Annotated in this window: 8 protein-coding genes and 1 tRNA gene; 4 read left to right on the forward strand and 5 right to left on the reverse strand. The window is 61.3% G+C overall.

Going from position 1 to position 17634, the window contains the following annotated elements:
- Window positions 1-38 precede the first annotated feature (38 nt).
- Together acnA and ABVS03_RS02405 are read right to left on the reverse strand one after the other, a co-directional pair.
- Window positions 39-2714, reverse strand: a complete 2676-nt coding sequence (gene acnA, locus ABVS03_RS02400) for an aconitate hydratase AcnA (RefSeq protein WP_368017873.1) — start codon at window positions 2712-2714, stop codon at window positions 39-41.
- Window positions 2671-5091 (reverse strand): HAD-IC family P-type ATPase, encoded by a 2421-nt coding sequence (locus ABVS03_RS02405; protein ID WP_368017874.1) that lies wholly within the window; start codon window positions 5089-5091, stop codon window positions 2671-2673. Before ABVS03_RS02405 ends, acnA begins: the two co-directional genes overlap by 44 nt.
- Window positions 5092-5365: 274 nt before the next feature.
- On the opposite strand from ABVS03_RS02405, the gene secA reads away from it, so the two are divergent.
- Window positions 5366-7822: a preprotein translocase subunit SecA gene (secA, locus tag ABVS03_RS02410; RefSeq protein ID WP_368017875.1), complete on the forward strand. Its 2457-nt coding sequence runs from the start codon at window positions 5366-5368 to the stop codon at window positions 7820-7822.
- Between the two features lie 438 nt (window positions 7823-8260).
- A complete protein-coding gene (locus ABVS03_RS02415) occupies window positions 8261-9655 on the forward strand; it encodes an FctA domain-containing protein (protein WP_368017876.1) in 1395 nt (464 codons plus the stop codon).
- Window positions 9656-9757: 102 nt separating this feature from the next.
- Here the strand turns inward: ABVS03_RS02415 and ABVS03_RS02420 are convergent, their stop codons facing one another.
- The 3 genes from ABVS03_RS02420 to ABVS03_RS02430 form a co-directional block, all read right to left on the reverse strand.
- A complete protein-coding gene (locus tag ABVS03_RS02420) occupies window positions 9758-10771 on the reverse strand; it encodes a HipA domain-containing protein (protein WP_368017877.1) in 1014 nt (337 codons plus the stop codon).
- A gap of 141 nt (window positions 10772-10912) precedes the next feature.
- On the reverse strand, window positions 10913-14983 hold the full coding sequence (locus ABVS03_RS02425) for a CAP domain-containing protein (protein WP_368017878.1): 4071 nt from the start codon (window positions 14981-14983) through the stop codon (window positions 10913-10915).
- 542 nt (window positions 14984-15525) lie between these two features.
- A tRNA-Arg gene (locus tag ABVS03_RS02430) sits at window positions 15526-15602 on the reverse strand.
- 144 nt (window positions 15603-15746) lie between these two features.
- Between ABVS03_RS02430 and aroF the strand changes: the two genes are divergently transcribed.
- Both aroF and ABVS03_RS02440 read left to right on the forward strand, forming a co-directional pair.
- Complete coding sequence (gene aroF, locus ABVS03_RS02435) at window positions 15747-16769, forward strand: 3-deoxy-7-phosphoheptulonate synthase (protein ID WP_330971971.1); 1023 nt, start codon at window positions 15747-15749, stop codon at window positions 16767-16769.
- Window positions 16770-16773: 4 nt separating this feature from the next.
- Window positions 16774-17634, forward strand: a complete 861-nt coding sequence (locus ABVS03_RS02440; RefSeq protein ID WP_330971972.1) for a prephenate dehydrogenase — start codon at window positions 16774-16776, stop codon at window positions 17632-17634.

Raw genomic sequence — 17634 nt, forward strand, 5'->3', positions numbered from 1 at the left:
AGCGAGACTGTAGCACTCTCCCCGAAGATGGGACCATGTCACACAAGTTGTCCAAGAACATAAGGCAGAATTCCGCCTTCTGAAATGTAGGCACCCTCGCTCGGCGTATCGACACGCACGAGCGCACGGAAATCGATCTTCTCGCCGGATGGCTTGACAGCGCTTACAGCAACCATCTTTGGCTCCGGAAGCCCCTTCGAGAAGTCGATCGGCTCGACCGTGATGCGCTCCGTGCCGTCGAGGCCTAGCATGCCTGCTGAGACACCGTCCTCGAACTGGAGCGGCACGATGCCCATTCCGATGAGGTTCGAGCGATGGATGCGCTCGAAGCTCTCTGCGAGGACGGCCTTGACGCCGAGGAGTGCCGGGCCCTTGCCTGCCCAGTCACGGCTCGAGCCGGAGCCATACATCTTTCCGGCGACAACGACCTCGTCCTCGTGCTGTGCCTTGTAGTCCATAGCGGCATCGTAGATGCTCGTGACCTCATCGCGCTCGAAGTCATAGGTGTAGCCGCCCTGCCTGCCCTGGGCAAGGGCATTCTCGAGCTTCACGTTCGCGAACGTGCCTCTCATCATCACCTCATGGTTGCCGCGCCTCGTGCCGTAGGTGTTCCACTCGTTCTCGGGCACGCCGTGCTCCGTGAGATAGCGGGCGGCAGGAGAGCCTTCGGCAATCGTGCCGGCAGGAGAGATGTGGTCGGTCGTCACGAAGTCGCCCAGGAGTGCCAGCACGCGTGCGTCCTTCACCGCGCGCACTGTCTCGTGCTTTGCATCCTCGAAGTAGGGCGGGCGGCGCACATAGGTCGAGTTCTCGTCCCAGGCATAGGTTGCAGAGAAAGATGCAGGAATGGCCTTCCATGCGTCCGAGCCTTCGAAGAGGCCCTCGGCCGCCTCCTCGTAGAGGTCTCTCGTGAGCACCTTTGCAAGCACATCGCGGATCTCTTCATCGGTAGGCAGAAGGTCGGAGAGCATGACAGGCTTGCCGTCCTTGCCGGTACCCACCGGCTCCTCAGAGAGATCGGTGTCGAGCGTGCCGACAAGCGAGTAGGCAACGACGAGCGCAGGCTCTGCAAGATAGTTCTGTGCGACATCGGGCGAGATGCGGCCATCGAAGTTCCTGTTGCCCGAAAGGATGCTCGTGAGCTCGAGATCGTCTGCATGCTCATGAAGGGCAGGTGCAATGCTTCCGGAGTTGCCGATGCAGCTCATGCAGCCAAAGCCGCAGGTGAAGAAGCCAAGCTTCTCGAGTGGTGCTGTGAGGTGCGCACGCTTCAGGATTTCGAGCGTCGCATGGCTGCCCGGAGCCATGATCTTCTTGACCCAGGGCTTGGGCTCAAGGCCGAAATCCGTGGCTTTCTTCGCGACAAGGCCTGCTGCCACCATCATGGCAGGATCGGTTGCCGTCGTGCAGCTCGTGATGGCAGCGATCGCAAGCGCGCCATGGTCGAGCTCGCACGTCCTGTCGCCGAACTGGAGCGCCATCTTCCCCGTCTCGGGCTTGTGGCCATGCTCGGCAGACGACTCCTCGAAGCGGGCCTTGAGCCCCGGAACTGCAACGCGGCGATGGGGGCGTGAAGGTCCTGCCAGGCAGGGCTCGACGGTCGAGAGGTCGAGCGTATAGGTGCGTGCGTAGTGGGCGTCGCGCTCGCCGAGCATGCCCTGCTCGCGCAGGTATGCCTCGATGAAGGCGATCTCTTCAGGGTCGCGTCCGGTGAGCGCCAGATATTTGAATGTCTGGGCATCCGCCGGGAAGAGCGTCGTGGTCGCGCCGTACTCCGGCGTCATGTTCGCGATGCAGGCACGCTGCGTTGCTGTGAGCTCGGCCACGCCCGGTCCTGTGACCTCGACGAGGGAGCCGACGACCTGTGCCTTGCGGAGCAGCTCGCAGACCGTAAGTGCACAGTCCATGCCGGAGATGCCATCGCGCAGCTTGCCCTCGAGCCTGAGCTCGACGACTTCAGGCACGAGCATCGTGATCGACTGGCCAAGCGCTGCCGCCTCTGCCTCGATGCCGCCGACGCCCCAGCCCATGCAGCCGATGCCATTGACCGTGGTCGTGTGGGAGTCCGTGCCGACAAGCGTGTCGAAGCACGCCATCTCCCCCTCGCCCTGCCAGAGCGCATCGGTGCCGACGACCTTCGAGAAGCGCTCCATGTTGAGCTGGTGGCAGATGCCCTCTGCAGGAGGGACGACCTTCACATTCTCGAAGGAGCGGCTTGCCCACTTCAGGAAGGCGAAGCGTTCGCGGTTGCGCTCTGCCTCGATGCGCTCGTTCTCGGCGCGTGCGCCTGCGCAGCCTGCCTCTTCTGCAATCACGGAGTGGTCGATGATGAGGGTCGTGGGGATATGGGGGTTCACCTTCTCGGGATCGCCGCCACGTGCCGCCATCGCATCGCGCATGGCAGCGAAGTCGACGAAGACCGGCACGCCCGTGAAGTCCTGGAAGAGGACCCTTGATGGCATGAACTCGATCTCCTTGCCCTGGGCACCCTTCTCCCCTGCCTCGAGGATGCGGGCACACATGAGCATGGCTTCCTCATCCGTCTTGGCACGGCGCACGACATTCTCGAGGAGGATCAGAAGCGCACGGGGCAGCCTCTCGGCACCAGGAATCTTCGACACGATGGTCGCAGCCCGCGAGATGCCACCTGCCTCGATCTGCTTGGGCTTCCTAGCCTCTCGTACGGCTTCTGACACGGCTTCTGTGCTGAGCATATGCGACCTCGGCCTTCTTCACGACGTATGCAAGACGTCCTTCATGTTCGATGCTTTTATCGAAACGGCGGTACAGGAGGGCAAAGAGAACGAGTGCCAGCGCTCCTGCACTGAAAAGGTACACGACCATCCAGGGCGTGAGCGGCTCGATCATGAAAAAGTTTCCGAATAGCAATGACCCGCCAGCGATTGCAATGATGATGGAGGCGATAAGGGCGCAGCGCAGCGGCGTGAGCGGACGCGAGATGCGCCAGATGAGGCCGACGCCGACCATGCAGACGAGAAGCAGGCACAGAGTCGAGGTCTGGACGAAGTCCCATCCCATCAGAGGCTCCATCATCATCGTGACAGCGATGATGAAGACGATCGCGATAGATCCAGGGAGCGAACGGGCAAGCACGTTCGTCAGGAAGTCGCCATGCAGCCTCTCATGGTTCGGCTCGAGCGCGAGCACGAACGACGGATAGCCGATGATGAGGCCCGAGAAGAAGGATTCCTGGATCGGCAGGAACGGGAATGGCGGGAAGAAGATGCAGATGAAGCAGAGGGCGATGGCAAAGCCCGTCTTCACAAGGAAGAGGGAGGCCGAGCGCTGCAGATTGTTGATGGAGCGCCTGCCTTCTGCCACGACCTCGGGCATATGGGCGAAGTCGTTGTCGGCAAGCACGATCTCGGCGACATTCCTTGCTGCCGCCGATCCTGATGCCATAGCCACCGAGCAGTCTGCCTCGCGCAGGGCCAGGACATCGTTCACGCCGTCGCCTGTCATTGCGACCGTGTGGCCATGCGACTCGAGGATGCGGACAATCTCGCGCTTCTGCTGCGGCGTCACGCGGCCAAATATCTTCTTTGTCTCGACTGCATGCACGAGCTCCTCTTCGGTCTGGATCGTCGAGGCATCTATATATCTTTCTGCATGGGGAACACCAACGGCAGATGCGATGGCAGAGACAGTACGTGGATCGTCACCCGAGATCACGCGTACATCGACGCCTTCGCGGCGGAAATAGGAGATCGTCTCTTGAGCTGTCGGCCTGATCTCATCGCGCAGCGCCACGAGGCCCCAAGGCTCGAATGAGCCTTCGATCTTTCCTTCTTCGTCGAAGCCTCCACAGGAACCGACGACGAGCACACGGGCAAGCAGGCCGAAGGTCGCCACATCACGGGAAAGCGCAGCATAGCGCTCCCCCATCACGAACTGGCCTGCGCCCAGAGCAAGAGAGCGCCCATCCTCGAGCACGCATCCCGAGTACTTGCGGGCGGACGAGAACGGGATGACACGTGAGACTGCACCCGCCTCTTCAGTCCAGCCTTCCGCGGCACGCAGAAGTGCAGCTGCCGTCTCGTTCGCATCGTCAGATGCGGCTCCTGTGATGGCAAGCACCGCCTGGCGCACCTCGGACACGTCATGTCCGCCAAGCGGCAGGAGCCCCATGAGCTCCATCCTGCCTGAAGTGATGGTGCCGGTCTTGTCGAGGCAGATCGTATCGACACGTGCAAGCGTCTCGACGCAGTAGCTCTGCTGCACGAGCACATTCTTGGCGCCAAGCCTCGTCGTCGCGATAGCCAGGACCGTCGACGTCAGGAGCATAAGGCCCTGCGGAATCATCGAGACAAGCGCTGCCACGACAGAGAGGATGGCAGCTTCCCAGCTCATGCCTTCTGCAAAGACGCTCCTCAGGAAGAGGCCGCCTCCGAGGAACGGCATGAGGATCGTCGAGAACTCGACGACCATCCGAAGCGAGTCCTGGATCTCGGACTTCGCCTGCTTCACATACTTCGCTTCTGCATTGATCTTGGCAGCATAGGACGCAGCGCCGACACGCGTGACTCTTGCCATGAGAGATCCGGAGTCGACGAAGCTGCCGGAGAGTATCTCATCTCCCGGCCCCTTGTGCACGGCATCGGATTCTCCCGTAAGCAGGCTCTCGTTCATGGAGACGGAGCCTCGGACAATCGTGGCATCTGCCGGCACCTGGTCACCATGCGCGAGGCAGATGATATCGTCCTGGACGATATCGGAAACAGAAACCTTCTGCTTCTCCCCGTCACGGATGACAAGAGCATCCGTTGCAGTCAGAAGCGTCAGACGGTCGACCGTGAGCTTTGCGCGGATCTCCTGGACGATACCGATGAAGAGGTTCGCCAGCACGATCACCATGAAGAGCATGTTGCGGTACTGCCCGGTCAGGAATACAAGCAGCGCCAGCACGGCATTGACGCCGTTGAAGAGCGTGAAGGTGTGCTCCGCGACAATCTGGGGAATCGATTTCGTCTTTACATCGGCATTTGCATTGACGAGGCCTTTCTGCCGGCGCTCCTCCACTTCGGCGGCGCTGAGACCAAACGTATTGGGGTCCTCGAAATCTCTGGGCACGACTCCTCCTCGGTAGCTACTCTGCTCAGGGCACTCTCTGGTCCTTACCCAAAGCCTATCCTAGATACCTCAAGCATCGTTAAACAACATGGACCCTCGACATGCAGCCTGCATGCACAGGAGGCTTCTCCCCTTGCATAGTGCCAAGCTCAGAGAAAAGAGTCGTCTTCTTTCACGATCGGGAACGAAAAGGACCCATTCCTGCGAATGTCTGCCAAGTACGATGGCCTGCAGGTAAGCTTATAGGCAGGGAAAGCCCAGAGGAAGGATTTCAATGCCCAAGGTTCTCGATCTCGCGCTCTCGGCCGGGTCCGAAAGCCAGCTCAGGACATACCAGCGGAAGGCTGTGGAGATAGATGGGCTTTCCCCGAGATACGAAGCCATGGACGATTGCGATCTCAGGAGCATGACGGGACAGTTGAAAGCGCGTCTCGCAGGCGGACAGACGCTGGAGGACATCCTGCCCGATGCCTTCGCGGCAGCACGCGAGGCGTCCTTCAGGGTCCTTGGCAAGAGGCACTACATCGTGCAGCTCATGGGTGGCCTTGTCCTGAACGATGGCTGCGTGGCAGAGATGAGGACAGGCGAAGGCAAGACGCTCGTGGCCCTCCTTGCAGCCTATCTCAATGCGCTCGAAGGCAGAGGGGTCCATGTCGTGACCGTGAACGAATACCTTGCCGGACGCGATGCAGAGGAGGTCGGCAGCGTCCTTGGATTCCTTGGGCTTTCCTGCGGCCTCGTGAGGAGCGGCATGGACAGCGCCGCGCGGCAGAAGGCCTATCGGTGCGATGTGACCTACGGGACGAACGCGGAGTTCGGCTTCGACTACCTGCGCGACAACATGGTCCTCCACAGGCGCGACCGAGTGCAGCGCGGCCACCGCTTTGCCATCGTCGATGAAGCTGATTCCGTCCTTATCGACGAGGCAAGGACGCCTCTCATCATCTCGTCGCCCGCAGAGGACGAATCTTCCCTCTACGGCCGCTTCGCCGAGGCGGTAAGGGACCTCGATGAGGACGAGGACTACGAGCTCGACAGGCCGCAGCGCACGGTCATGGCGACAGATGCCGGGCTCTCGAAGATCGAGGGGCGTCTCGGCACACCGGGGCTCTTCGACGCTCCGGACCCCAGGAGCACCAGCCTGCTCCTTCAGGCCCTGAGGGCCGAATATCTCTTCGAGCGCGACAAGGACTATGCCGTGGTTGCAGGCGAGGTGAAGATCATCGACGAGTTCACGGGACGAATCCTCGAAGGGAGGCGCTATGCCGATGGGCTGCACCAGGCGCTGGAGGCAAAGGAGGGCGTGAAGGTGCACCCCGAGAACAGGACCCTTGCCTTCGTCACGCTCCAGAACTACTTCCGCCTCTACGACAAGCTTTCCGGCATGACAGGCACGGCCCTTTCCGTGGATTCCGAGCTGCGTGCGACCTACCACATGCCCGTGCAGGCAATACCGGCCAACCGCCCCGTCCAGCGCCATGACCGCAAGGACGTTGTCTTTGCTTCAGAGTCGGCAAAGTGGCAGGCCGTCGCCGATGAGGTGGAACGCCATCACGCGAAAGGCCAGCCGGTCCTTGTCGGCACGAACTCTGTCCTCGACTCCGAGACCCTTTCCGGCATCCTCGACAGCCGCCATGTCGTGCACGCCACCCTCAACGCGAAGAACGATGCGGCAGAGGCGGCCATCATCGCCGGAGCCGGAAAGCCGGGAGCTGTCACCATAGCTACGAACATGGCAGGGCGTGGCACCGACATCCTCCTCGGCGGCAATGCAGAGGCCGAAGCAGAGACGTTGATCCGCAGGACAGGGATGCCCAGAGAGCACATGCCGCAGGAATTCGAAGATCGTGCACGGAGACAGGCGGCATTCCTCTGCCGCGAGCGCGGCAGAGATGTGCGCCGTGCAGGCGGTCTCTGTGTCATCGGGGCATCCCATTCGGAGAGCAGGCGCGTCGATGACCAGCTGCGCGGGCGTGCAGGGCGCCAGGGTGATGTCGGAGAGACGGTGTTCTTCTGCTCCCTCGAGGACGACCTCATGCGGCTCCATGCCCCGAAGGAGACGGCACGCTGGTTCAGGTCGCATAGGCGCCTCCAGTGCACGGTCGGCCCGCTCGGGAGCAGGTCTGCAGAGCAGCTCATAGAGAACGCACAGATACAGGCCGAGCAGGATGCACGGGAAGAGCGCAGGAAGACGCTCGACTACGACGATGTCCTCGATGCCCAGCGCAAGGCCATCTATGCACGCAGGAACGAGATCCTCGACGGCTGCAGGATGGACCCGCTCATCGAGGCATCCCTGCAGCATGCATGCTCGAAGGCAAAAGCAGCGCTGGAAAGCAGCTTCTCCGATGGAGCGGCGTACATGCAGGCCTTCCTTCCCGCATACGCACCGGACGCAGGGAAGGATTCCCGGGTGCTGGTCCATGATTTCCATGATGCCCTCTCCGGGATCATCGATGAAGGAAAGGCCGCCTATCCTGAAGGCGTCTTCCAGGATCTGGCCCGCCGTGCCATGCTCGGCGGTATCGATATCCGCTGGCAGGAGCACCTTGCCGATCTCGACTACCTGCGTTCGGGAATCACGCTGAGGAGCTATGCGCAGAGGGAGCCGCTGACCGAGTACCGCCATGAAGCCTCAGCCGCCTTCGAGAAGATGGTAGACCTCGTCTCCGAGGACTTCATCCGCGCATTGGTTCTGCTTTCCAGAAACGCTGCCGGCAACTTCAGATAAAAAGCTACCAAGATGAGGACAGCTCCGCAGCCCCAGATGCAAAGGAAGGAGCGGCAAGCACAACCCGTCCTGGATGCAAGCTGCCCGGATACTTCCTCAATACGTACGGCAGACTGCAGGCTCTCGATGTTATCGGAAAGCTCATTCCAGATTCTGACAGCATGACGAATAGCCGGACGACCGTATATTGCTACACCCATGCCATGAACAGCTATAGTCCCGATTCTCGAAGCTCAACTCACGACCATAAAGCTGCTGCGTCCACAGGCGGACAGCCTGCTACGCAATTAGCGACGACAGGAACGCCTCCGATGCAACGGCAACCAAGAAGGCACCGGGACCAAGATCGCGGACGGAGCTGCCGTCAAGGATCTTGCTCCGGCCGGAAAGACCGCCACGCTGTATGCACAGTGGAAGCCGATCGACACCTCTGTCGCCATGTCTTCCGGCACCTTCTACGTGAGAATCCATGCCGGCGAGACGGCCCATATCAACGGCTTTCCCGCAGGGACGACGTACACGGTCGAGGAGCAGCCGCCCGATGGCTGGACGCTCATCGATTCCTCCGGCACGGTGGGACAGATCGCATCGCGCAGGACCTTGCTGGCGTGGTTCAAGAACAGGCCGTATACAGAAGAGGACCTCAGAGGCAGCGCAAACATTGTCGCCTACAAGACCGTGGACGGCTCCCGGCCTGAGGACGGTACGTCCTATACGTTCCAGTTGAAGGACAGGTCCGGCAAGGTCATCGATACGCAGAGGAGCGCGGACGGCGGAATCGTCGAGTTCAGGACGATTGAGTACGAGAAGGATGCAGCAGCCGGTGTGGATGACACCGGAACGCATGTCTACACGGTGAGCGAAGTGAGGGGCAGCGACACGTCCCTTGCCTACGACAGCCATGTCGAGACGGTGACGGTCAAGGTCACAGAAGGCGTGAACTCAGCGAACGAAAAGGTCCTGAATACTACGGTTACAACCGATGCCTCCGGCGTGGTCTTCGACAACACGCACAGGCCGGGCTCGCTCGTGCTGAGGAAGGTCGTCCAGGGCACATCCGGCGCATCTGCGGCGTTCACGTTCGAGGCCCGTCTGGTTGACGCAGAGGGCAAGCCCGTCACGTCCATCTCTGCTGCCGTGCTCGACGCTTCGGGGAAGGGGACACCGGCCACGAGGTCCGCTTCCGACGGCGTCTATACGTTCCGGTTCACGGCGGCGCAGAGCGTGAGGATCGACGGCCTGCCGCGCGGCACGGTCTATACGGTCTCCGAGAAGGCGCTCCCTGCCGGCTATGCATACGTGTCCTCCGACGGCACGGAAGGCACCATAGAGTCGAATGCAACGAAGACTGCGACGGTCACGAACTCCTACCATGCAGAGGGCAATGTCTCCTTTGCGGCCACGAAGCAGGTGACTGGCCTCGAGGCCTCCGGCTGGTCCTTCGAGCTCCTGGACTCGTCGGGAAAGGTGGTCTCCACGGCGGTGAGCGGATCTGACGGTAAGGTCTCCTTCTCCCCCATCTCCTACAGGAAGGACTCCACGGCAGACGACACCGGGACGCATGTCTATACCATCCGCGAGGTGAAGGGCACGCGCACGGACGTGAAGTACGACGCGCATGTCCTGACCGAGAAGGTCGAGGTGGCCGACGACGGTGCGGGGCATCTCGTCTGCAAGGTCACGTCCTCCGGATCGTCCACCTTCGTGAACACGCCGCTCGCCGTGATGCCCCAGACGGGAAGCGCGGGGATGCTCAGGGCTGCAGCGGTAGGCCTTGCAGTGGCGGCAGCATCCGTAGCGGGCTATCTGGCCATGAAGTTCAGGAAGCGCTAGCATCTATCTTCGATGCATGTCAGAGAGGGGGCAGGGAGCCTGAAGCTCCCTGCCCCCTCTTGTCTTGGTATCAATGTTGCTGTGCTTCTCGGAGAGCAGTGCTCATGATGGGTCTTCCGGGCGCTCCTGGTCCTCATCTTCCTGCCGTGAATCCTCTTCTGCATCGCGGCCGGAGATGTCCTCGTGCCTTCGGCAGAGCTCGGCTGCTGCAGGGCTGTAGTACCTCTCGATCCGCTGCTCGAGCACGCCGATATGGAACTCCTTCGCAGCTTCCGGCATGACCGTGAAGTTGAGGAACTCCTCCGGAAGCCCCTCGATGAGCCCGCGTATTTGATTCATGTCGAGACGTTCCATGAAGCGCAGCAGCGCTGCATTGCACTGTTCGTCGGCGAGGCTGGTTATGTATTTGAGCGGGTTTATATGATGCCCGTCATCCTTTAGGTAGCAGGACTGGGCTCCGCCCACAGCATCCTGGATGAGGGATTCCTGGCTCTTGGACCGTCTTTCCAGGACGGATTCCCTTCTCTTGCTGAAGAAGGAATTGCCGTTGTCGTAGACCGGTGCTAGACCGGTTATGGCTCCGTTCCTGCTGAGGACGCCCCAGTTCTCGTTGTTGCGGTCTGCGTTTCCGATGAAGGTGTCGATGATGAACATGTCCCAGAAGCGTTCCCGCAGGAGGCCGGAATCTATGGATGCACTGGAATCCTCGATTGCAGAGAGGATGTCTGCGAGGTAGAGGCTGCGTCCATCGGAAGGGCGGTTCGCATACATGCCTTCCAGGTCATCTGAAAGCGAGTTCTTGAGATCATGGAAGGTCGTGAGCGTCTTGTCGGGGTACGTGAAGTCCTTGCAGGCGCAGACGATCTTGCCTTCTCGGAAGCCGAGGAGCGTCTTGTGGACGGGCAGACCCTGCTCCTCGTATATGTGCGATCCGAGCCATTCCGAAAGCGGGCTCGTCGTGTAGGACGCCACGCGGCCACGCATGCCGGCTGTGCTCTCCGGGAATTTGAGCATCCATGGCTCGCCATCGGGCCCTTCGATGCAGATCTTTCGTCCGGCATTGCCACCATAGAACTTCAGGATCTTCCTGCTGCTGTTGAAGTCGATGAGCTGCATGGTTCTGCATCTCCTGTCTTGAGGGATTGCCATATGGCAATCATATAGGAATGTCGCATGGAATGAAGCTTGGGTGCTGCATGAGAAAGGGGAGGCTGGATGCCTCCCCTTTCTGCTGGAATGTGCCTTCGCTTGTTCCGGCTATTCGTTCCTGCGGCGGAGCGCAGAGCCAGCGCCGAGGAGCGCGGCTGCTGCCGCGAGGATGCCGGCAAGGCCAGCATTGGTATCGCCGGTATCAGGCGTGGAGGCCTCAGCCTGGACCCTGGCGGCCTTCTGCACGGCTGCAGGCGCTGCCGCCTGCCCGAATCCTGCCTGTTTGATGGCGGAACCGTAGGCTGCGGCGTCTGTGGCGTCGTGAGCCTGGGATGCTGCCTCGCGTGAAAGGGCATCGAGATAGGCGTCCTGCGCCTTTGCGAAGGAGTCCTTCGCGGCGGCAAGCTCCCTGGCTGCCGACTCGAGCGCATCCAGGTTCTCCTCGAGGTGCGGGGCGCGGGCGTTCCACTCCGCGAGCGCTTCTTTGGCCCGCTTCAGCGCATCGCGGTATGCCTGCTCGGAAGTGCCGATGCTGCCAACATGGTCGAACGAGGTGTCATCGAGGAGCGTGTCCGCATCCTGGCCGGCAAGCGCGTCTGCGAGGTCCTGCGCTGCCTTGGCTGCGGCCCTGGCTGCGGCAAGCGCGTCCTGTGCGTCGGCGAGCTTCTGGTGCGCGTCCGCTGCATCCTGCTCTGCCTTTGCCTGTGCAGCCTTCGCGGCATCGAGGGCGTCCTTCTGGGGCTTCGCGGCGTCGGCAAGAGCCTGCTGGTGGGCGAGCTCTTCCGCAGCGGCATCGTATGCCTTCTGGGCATCTGCTGCCTTGCCGGACGCCTCCTGCACCTTGGCCTGCGCATCGGCAAGAGCCTTCTGGGCGTCCGCAGCCTTCTGCTGCGCTGCAGAGAGCGCCTGCTCCGCAGCTGCGAGCGCATCGTCCGCTGCCTTCCTGGCATCGGTGGCATCGGAAAGCTTCTGCTTCGCGGCGTTCAGGGCATCGAGGGCTGCCTGAGCGCCCTTGGCAAGCTCCTGCTGGTGCGAGAGCTCTGATGCTGCGTCGTCTGCTGCCTTCCTGAGCCCAGGCAGCTTCGCATCGGCCTCTGCAGCGCGTGTCTTGGCTGCAGCCGCATCCTTGGCGGCATCGGATGCCGCCGCAAGATCTGCCGCCTTCCGAGCCTCTGCGCCCTTCAGCTCCGCTTCGGCGTCCTTCACGGCCTGCTGCGCCGTGGCGCTGGCAGCCTTGGCCGCGCCGAGCCTGGCAAGGGCGTCCTCTGCGCCCTTCGCGAGATCGAGCTGGGTGTCGTATGCCTTCTGTGCAGAGGCGGCATCTGCCTGGGCGCCTGCGGCAGCCTTCTGTGCAGCGCTCTCCGCTGCCTGGGCGCCTGCATATGCGTCCTGGGCAGACTTGGCTGCCTTCTGCGCTGCGGAGGCGTCTGCCTGCGCGTCGGCGAGGCCCTGCTTTGCAGCGGCAAGGGCGCTGTCCGCGCTCGCCTTCGCTTCCTTCGCGGCATCGAGGTCCTGTGCCGCCTTCCTCTGCGCCGCGCTCTGGCTCTGGGCGGCTGCGTCGTATGCGGCCTGTGCTGCGGAAGCTATCTCCTGCGCTTCGGTGCTTGCGGCATCTGCCTTGGCTGCGCGTGCCTGAGCGTCTGCAAGCGCCGTGCTGGCGGCATCGAGGGCTGCCTTCGCCGAAGAGGTTGCTGCAGACACGATGTCGTCCATCTTCTTCTGGTCGGCATCCACCGCATCCTGGCAGCTCTTGAGATAGGCATCCGACTGCTGCGCCATGAACTTGGCCCCGTTCGCCTCTTTGACCTTGCTTCGGCAGTCAGAGACGAGCTTCCCCGCATCTACGCCGCCCGTGACCTTGTTGTAGTAGGCCATGAAGCGGGATTCCCACTCGTCGACGGTATAGCTCTTCGTCTCGAAGCGCTTGCCGGCCTTCCAGAAGGCATCTCCTTCATTGAAGGTCTGACCGCTAGTGGCACCGTTCTGCGTGAAGGATGCGCCAGTGGTCGTATACTGCGGATTCAGGATGTTGCGGAGATGCCCCGTCTGCCCGGAGCCCTTCTTCAGGTTCGCCATCTCTTCCGTATACCAGCCATCGAAGGGGTCGCTGTATCCCCAGCACAGATTCTCTCCAGTAATGAAGTCTCCGCCGCAGTTGTCAGCATGGTTTCCTGCCGTGGCAGACCAATTCACATTGGATTCAGACATCGCCATGAGAAGATCGGAGATGCGCAGAGGCTCCAGTTTGCTGGTCCTTCCTGCGGCAATCGCATCTGCATTCTCGCTATTGAAGAGCGCCCTCTTCTCGTTGCACTCCTTTATGAGCTGGAGCGCGCGCCTCACGTTCTCCAGAGACGTAGCATCGTTGAAGCTGGCATCGCCCTTGTGCGTGGCTGCGGAGAAGCTGGATCCGTCTGTGGCCTTGTCGTTCCATCCGGTGCGGGTGAGGGCATCGAGCGCATCCTGGCTGCCGACGCATTCGAAGAAGCCGAATGAGCCGTTGAGGTATGCATTCCAGTCGCCGCCTGCCTTCTCGATGGACTCCCTGATTGCAGCATAGGCGGCCTGGGCGGCCTTCTGGGCATCCTCGGCGCTCTTGTGGAATTTCGGATTCCCTTCCTTCGCCTCGGCGAGATATTCCTCGTTCATGTATTTGTCACGGGCAGCCGCGGCGTAATCAGATGATCTCTTCGCCGTTGCCTCAGCGGAGTCATATGCCTTCTGCGCATCTGCTTGCTTCGTGGCGGCGTCTGCGAGTGCCTTGTCGGCATCCGCCTTCTCCTGGGGAGCGGCATCCGCTGCAGCCTTCGCGGCATCGGCCTTGTCCTTGAGGTCCTTCACCTTCTGGCCTTCAGCATCGCTGGATGCCTCGTCATAGGCCTTCTGCGCTGCATCGAGCGCGGACTTGGCATCGTCGGCATCCTTCTGCGCCGCATCGAGCGCTGCCTTCGCGTCGGCGGCCTTCTGCGTGGCCGCTGCGAGGGCTGCGTTGGCGGAATCGAGATCTGCCTTCTTCTGCTGTGTCGCTGTGCGTGCCTCGTCAAGGGCCACATCGGCCTTCTGCTTCGCGGCTGCAGCATCATCGAGCTTCTGCTTCGCAGAGGCGATGTCTGTCTCGGAGCCGCCCTTGGCGGTCGCCTCGTCGTATGCCTTCTGGGCAGCGTCCTGTGCAGCCTGTGCATCGTCTGCGGTCTTATTGGCCTCATCGAGCGCAGACTGTGCCGTCTCGGCCTGCTTCTGGGCATCTGCTGCCTTCTGCTGGGCCTTGGCCTCGGCAGCCTCTGCTGCCTTCTGATCTGCCTCTGCCTTGGCCTTCGCATCCTCGGCGTCCTTCACGGCAGCATCGGCAGCGTCCTTCTCCGCCTGTGCATCGGCGATATCGGACTCGGATCCGCCCTTGGCGGTCGCATTGTCGTATGCCTTCTGCGCCTCGTCCTTGGAATCCTCGGCAGCCTTCTCGGTGTCCTCTGCCTGCTTCTGGGAATCCTCGGCGTCCTTCACGCCCTGGGCAGCATCGGAAGCGCCCTTGTCGGCTGCAGCCTTGGAATCCTCTGCGGCCTTCTCTGCGTCCTCTGCGGCCTTCTGGGAATCCTTGGCAGCATCGGCAGCATCCCTCGCTGCGGCAGCGCCGTCCTCCGCCTTCTTCACGTCCTCGGAAGAGCCGCCGTCCTTCGTCGCCTCGTCGTATGCCTTCTGCGCCTCGTCGGTGGCAGAGGCCGCATCCTTGGCAGCCTGGTCCTTGGCAGCGGCATCCGCCTCAGCCTGCTTCTCGGCCTCGTCTGCCTTCTCTGTGGCGTCTGCGGCCTTCTCTGCGTCCTCTGCGGTCTGGGACTTTGCATCATCGATTGCGGTGTTTGCTGCATCCTTTGCCGCCTCTGCCTCGGCAGGAGCGGTCTCGGCAGCCTGCTTCGCGGCGTTGTCGGCATCGACTGCTGCCTGCGCGGCGTCTGCCTTCTGCTGCGCGGCATCTTGTGCCTTCTGGGCCTCGTCCAGCGAGGCCTTGGCTTCGGGGACGCTCTTGGCCGTGGATTCTGCTGCCGGAGCTGCGACGGCGGCAGGAGCCTGTACCTGCGCCTGTGCAGGGGCCTCCTCAGCGAATGCGGCGCCCGGGACGGCTGCGGTGGCGATGGCGGCTGCGGCGGCGATCGCCTTCTGTCCTGCTGTGATGCTCTTCTTCATAGCGACCTATCCTTTCCATACACCTGCTTAGCAGGAACGATTGACACTCTCTGTCTTCCGGAAGCCCTTGGTTCCGGCACAGGTACATGATAGCTTCCTTAAAGCGTTGTCTTCAGCCGGGTCATGAAGTTTTCCTTCCTGGTCATCTATTGTGGAGAGGAGCAAAACGGAGGCAGAAATGACGGAACAGCACAGCGCTTTCGCTTTCGGTTGCCCGCTCGATCTCGTCCCGCTTCAATCGCGGTCGTGTCTGCCAATGCAGCTTCTATTGAGGAATGGAAATGCCAAAGGCAGGGTGTGCTGTGCTTCGGGATATGGCCTGTGGATGACAGAAAACGTTTCAGGATTGGCAGAACGCGTAATGCATGAGCATTCTCATCGAACAGACTCTGTTCAAGACACGAATGGGGTCCTTTGGCCCTTTTCGGCATGGCGCTGCAATCATATGGATCCAGTTCAAAGCCCGATCTGCATAACAGAGCATGACCACAATATAGAAAAGCGCCCTGCCTCTCAGCAGAGCGCTTCTTTCAGGCAAGCTATGGTGCTCCCTGTGGGGCTCGAACCCACGACCTTTCGCTCCGGAGGCGAACGCTCTGATCCACTGAGCTAAGGGAGCATGCGGCATGATTATAGCCGAAACATTAAATTTGGCGAGACGAACTTCCAAGACCCAGATACTCACATATACACGAAATCTGGCTTTCATACATTTGTAGTAGGATTTTGCGCGATATGCCACGAAACGATGGGAGTTTCTCCGATGATAGCTGTCGTAAACCAGAGCGCCACCGAAGACCAGCTGGCGCATTTCATATCCTGGATCGAGAACCGCGGATTCAGGACGAATGTCTCCAAAGGCGAGAACGAGACGATTGTCGGCATCATCGGCGATACGACGAAGATCGATCCGTTCCTCCTCGAGTCCATGGACATCATCGACCGCGTCCAGCGCGTCTCCGAGCCCTACAAGAAGGCAAACCGCAAGTTCCATCCACAGAATTCCGTGATTGACTGCGGCTTCGGAGTGAAGATCGGCGACGGCTCCTTCCAGGTCATGGCAGGCCCCAATGCGCTTGACGGACGCGACCTCGATGCCCTTGCCACACAGGCGAAGGCAGCAGGTGCCCGCCTTCTTATGGCAGGCACCTACAATGCGAAGACCTCGCCCTACTCCTTCAGCGGACTCAGGCCTGAGAGCCTTTCCGAGCTCTGCTCTGTCGCCCATGTCCATGAGATGCCGGCTGTGGCCGAGATCATGGACCCGCGCGATGTAGAGACCTTCGTCTCGTCTGGCGTCAACGTTATCCAGGTCGGTGCCCGCAGCATGCAGAACTTCCCGCTCCTCAAAGAGCTTGGCCGCACGGATGTCCCCATCCTCATCAAGCGTGGCCTCGAGGCAACCGTCGACGAATGGCTCATGGCAGCAGAGTACGTGATGAGCGAAGGCAACGAGCAGGTCATCCTCTGCGAGCGCGGCATCCGCACCGCCGAGACCCGCTACCGTCATACCCTTGACATCTCCTCGATCATCGCCGTCCATGGCCTCTCGCACCTCCCGGTCATCTGCGACCCCTCGCGCGCCGCAGGCCTTGCCCGCTTCGTGCCGGGTCTTTCCCTCGCCGCCTGCGCAGCAGGGGCCGATGGCCTCACAATCGAGATCGATGACCAGCCGATGGAAGAGTCTCTGGCCGACGGCGGACGCGCGCTCACACCGGAGCAGTTCGCCCAGATGATGGAACGCATAGCCAAGCTCCGCGCGGCACTTGCCGAAGACAGGAGCTAGGCCGATGGAGAAGACATTTGTCCCAGGACGCGTCGGCATCATCTCCCTTGGCCTCATGGGCGGCTCGTTCGCAAAGGCCTTTGCTGCAGCCGGCGTTGAGGTCTATGGCCGGGACATCTCTGAGGACGTCCTTGAGATGGCAGAGATCGAGACCATCAAGGGCGAGCTCACAGATGAAATAGTTCCGACCTGCGAGCTTATCGTGCTTGCCGGATATCCGAAGGTCGCCATCTCCGAGCTCAAGAGGATCGCTCCCCTTGTCTCCCCTGGTGCCATTGTCATGGACACCGGTGGCGTCAAGAAGGTCATCTGCGATGCCTGCTTCCCGGTTGCAGAGAACTATCCCTTTACGTTCGTCGGCTGCCACCCGATGGCTGGCACCCAGTACTCAGGCTTCGCGCATGCCCGCGCGAACATGTTCCATGGGGCACCGCTCGTAATCGTACCGCCGAAGATGGACGACTTCGAGAGGCTCGACCTCCTCGAGCGCATGAAGCAGCTCCTGGCCCCTCTAGGCTTTGCCACCTTCACGCTGACGACAGCAGAGCGCCACGACGAGATCATCGCCTTCACCTCGCAGCTTGCCCATGTCGTATCGAATGCCTACGTGAAGAGCCCTGAGGCAAAGGTCCACAAGGGCTTCTCTGCAGGCTCTTACAAGGACCTCACGCGCGTGGCAAGGCTCAACCCTGATATGTGGACAGAGCTCTTCCTCGAGGATGCGGACAACCTCTCGCGTGAGATCGGCTGTCTCATTGGACACCTGCAGGAATACAAGGATGCAATCGATGCACGCGACAGCAGGCATCTGAGAGAGCTTCTCGCTGACGGCGACCGCCGCAAGCGCGAGATCGAAGGAAGGTAG

This window comes from Olsenella sp. AGMB03486 (assembly GCF_040884255.1).
GTDB classification, from domain to species: Bacteria; Actinomycetota; Coriobacteriia; order Coriobacteriales; family Atopobiaceae; genus Olsenella_L; species Olsenella_L kribbiana.

Excerpts from the sequence above, each read along its gene's own strand:
- ABVS03_RS02420 (WP_368017877.1), bottom strand. The coding sequence starts at position 10,771 with ATGCAGCTCATCGACTTCAACAGCAGCAGGAAGATCCTGAAGTTCTAT.
- aroF (WP_330971971.1), top strand. The coding sequence starts at position 15,747 with ATGATAGCTGTCGTAAACCAGAGCGCCACCGAAGACCAGCTGGCGCAT.
- acnA (WP_368017873.1), bottom strand. The coding sequence starts at position 2,714 with ATGCTCAGCACAGAAGCCGTGTCAGAAGCCGTACGAGAGGCTAGGAAG.
- ABVS03_RS02425 (WP_368017878.1), bottom strand. The coding sequence starts at position 14,983 with ATGAAGAAGAGCATCACAGCAGGACAGAAGGCGATCGCCGCCGCAGCC.
- ABVS03_RS02415 (WP_368017876.1), top strand. The coding sequence starts at position 8,261 with ATGTCTTCCGGCACCTTCTACGTGAGAATCCATGCCGGCGAGACGGCC.
- ABVS03_RS02440 (WP_330971972.1), top strand. The coding sequence starts at position 16,774 with ATGGAGAAGACATTTGTCCCAGGACGCGTCGGCATCATCTCCCTTGGC.
- secA (WP_368017875.1), top strand. The coding sequence starts at position 5,366 with ATGCCCAAGGTTCTCGATCTCGCGCTCTCGGCCGGGTCCGAAAGCCAG.